2 protein-coding genes are annotated in these 2705 nt (G+C 67.5%); both read right to left on the reverse strand.

The genetic code is table 11. The annotated features are described in order from the left end of the window. The coding region (gene aspS / locus AC1D15_RS25770; RefSeq protein ID WP_477828231.1) for an aspartate--tRNA ligase at positions 1–1794 on the reverse strand (1794 nt) is incomplete at its 3' end. Between the two features lie 137 nt (positions 1795–1931). Next, on the reverse strand, positions 1932–2612 hold the full coding sequence (locus AC1D15_RS25775) for a DUF502 domain-containing protein (protein ID WP_477828232.1): 681 nt from the start codon (positions 2610–2612) through the stop codon (positions 1932–1934). Positions 2613–2705: the final 93 nt, after the last annotated feature.

Consider the following 2705-nt stretch of genomic DNA (forward strand, 5'->3'; position numbering starts at 1 on the left):
CCCCACCTGCGTCGCCTGCGGATTCCTCAAGCGAATGTGCAACTCCCGCAGCTGCTTCTCGTCCACCGGGCTCGGCRCATGCGTCAGCAGATCCTGCGCGCGCTGCGTCTTCGGGAACGCGATCACGTCGCGGATCGACTCGGCCTTGGTCATCAGCGTCACCAGCCGGTCCAGCCCGAACGCCAGGCCGCCGTGCGGCGGTGCGCCGTACTGCAGCGCATCGAGCAGGAAGCCGAACTTCAGCTGCGCTTCCTCCGGCCCGATCTTCAGCGCGCTGAAGACCTTGCTCTGCACCTCGGCGCGGTGGATCCGCACCGAGCCGCCGCCCAGCTCCCAGCCGTTGAGCACCATGTCGTAGGCCTTCGCGATGCACTTGCTCGGGTCGGTGTCCATGTAGTCCTCATGGCCGTCCTTCGGCGCGGTGAACGGGTGGTGCACCGCGTTCCAGCGCTCGCCGTCGTCGTCGTACTCGAACATCGGGAAATCGACCACCCACAGCGGCGCCCACTTGTCCTCGAACAGGCCGTTCTTCTTGCCGAACTCGCTGTGGCCCACCTTCACGCGCAGCCCGCCGATCGCGTCGTTCACCACCTTGGCCTTGTCGGCACCGAAGAAGATCAGGTCGCCGTTGCGCGCGCCGGTGCGTGCGATCACCGCGTTGATCGCCGCATCGTGCAGGTTCTTCACGATCGGGCTCTGCAGGCCTTCACGGCCCTTGCCGGCATCGTTCACCTTGATCCAGGCCAGGCCCTTGGCACCGTAGATCTTGACGAAGTCGGTGTAGGCATCGATCTCGCCGCGGCTCATCTCGCCGCCGCCCGGGATGCGCAGCGCCACCACGCGGCCGTCCTTGCTGGTGGCCGGACCCGAGAACACCTTGAAGTCGACGTCCTTCATCACGTCGGTCAGCTCGGTGAACTCGAGCTTCACGCGCAGGTCGGGCTTGTCGGAGCCGAAGCGGAACATCGCATCGGCATACGTCATCACCGGGTACACCGGCAGCTCCACGCCGATGGTGCTGCGGAACACCGTGCGGATCATCCCCTCGAACATGCCGCGGATCTCTTCCTCGGTCAGGAAGCTGGTCTCGATATCGATCTGCGTGAACTCGGGCTGGCGGTCGGCGCGCAGGTCTTCGTCGCGGAAGCACTTGGTGATCTGGTAGTAGCGGTCGAAACCGGCCACCATCAGCAGCTGCTTGAAGAGCTGCGGGCTCTGCGGCAGCGCGAAGAACATGCCTTCGTTGACGCGGCTCGGCACCAGGTAGTCGCGTGCGCCCTCGGGCGTGCTCTTCGTCAGCATCGGCGTCTCGATGTCGATGAAGCCGTTCGCGTCGAGGAACTTGCGCACCTCCATCGCCACGCGGTAGCGCAGGATCAGGTTCTTCTGCATCGCCGGGCGGCGCAGGTCCAGCACGCGGTGCGTCAGGCGCGTGGTCTCCGACAGGTTGTCGTCGTCGAGCTGGAACGGCGGCGTGACGCTCGGGTTCAGCACCTCGAGTTCATGGCACAGGATCTCGATCTTGCCGCTGGTGAGGTTGGCGTTCTCGGTGCCGGCCGGGCGCGGGCGCACCTTGCCGACGATCTTCAGGCAGAACTCGTTGCGCACGCCCTCGGCGGTCTTGAACATCTCGGCGCGGTCGGGGTCGCACACCAGCTGCACCAGGCCTTCGCGGTCGCGCAGGTCGATGAAGATCACGCCGCCATGGTCGCGGCGACGATGCGCCCAGCCCATCAGGGTGACGGTCTGGCCCATCAGTGCCTCGCTGACGAGGCCGCAATACGTTGTTCTCATGTGTCTTCTCCGGAATCGGTCATCGTGGCCGGCGCGGCGCGTGCACCGCGCGTCGGCATCAAATCAAAGTGGTAGGCGTTGGGGGGCGCGCTTGCAAGCCCCGCGGGTTGCGCACCGGTTGAGCGGCTGCCAGGCGCTCAACCGGTCTGATTTCGGGGCTCGTCCGGCGGCAGCACGGGCGGCACCGGCGGCACCGCGGGCACGGGGATCGGCGGCGCCACCACGCCCATCGAGATCACGTACTTCAACGCCTCGTCGACGCTCATGCTGAGCACCACCACGTCGGCGCGCGGCACCATCAGGAAGAAGCCCGAGGTCGGGTTCGGCGTGGTCGGCACGTACACGCTGAGGTAGTCGCCGCTCAGGTGCGTGGCCGCCTCGCCGCCGGGCCGGCCGGTGACGAAGGCGATCGTCCACGAGCCGGCGCGCGGGTACTGCACCAGCACCGCCTCGCGGAACGCATTGCCGCTGCTCGAGAACAGCGTGTCCGACACCTGCTTCACCGAGCTGTAGATCGACTTGACGATCGGGATGTGGTTGAGCACCCGGTGCGCCTGCGTGAGCCACCACTGGCCGAACATGTTGGCGGCGAACATGCCGGTGAGCAGCAGCCCGGCGATCAGCAGCACGATGCCCAGGCCCGGGATGTTGCGCAGGTCGGTCAGCGGCTGGCGCGCCGCCTCGGGCAGCACCGCCTGCGTGGCCGAGACCATGCTGCCGAACACGTCGTCCAGCAGGCCCAGCACCGAGTGCAGCACCCAGATGGTGACGGCCAGCGGGAGCCAGACCAGCAGGCCGGCGATCAGGTATTTCTTCACTGGGTTCCTTGTGGCTTCGGCGGAGCGACCGGCGCGGCCGGGGGCGGCGCCGCGGCCGGCACATCGGCCTTCGGCGCGGCAGCGCCCTCGGGC

Source organism: Rhizobacter sp. P2_H2 (assembly GCF_056403375.1).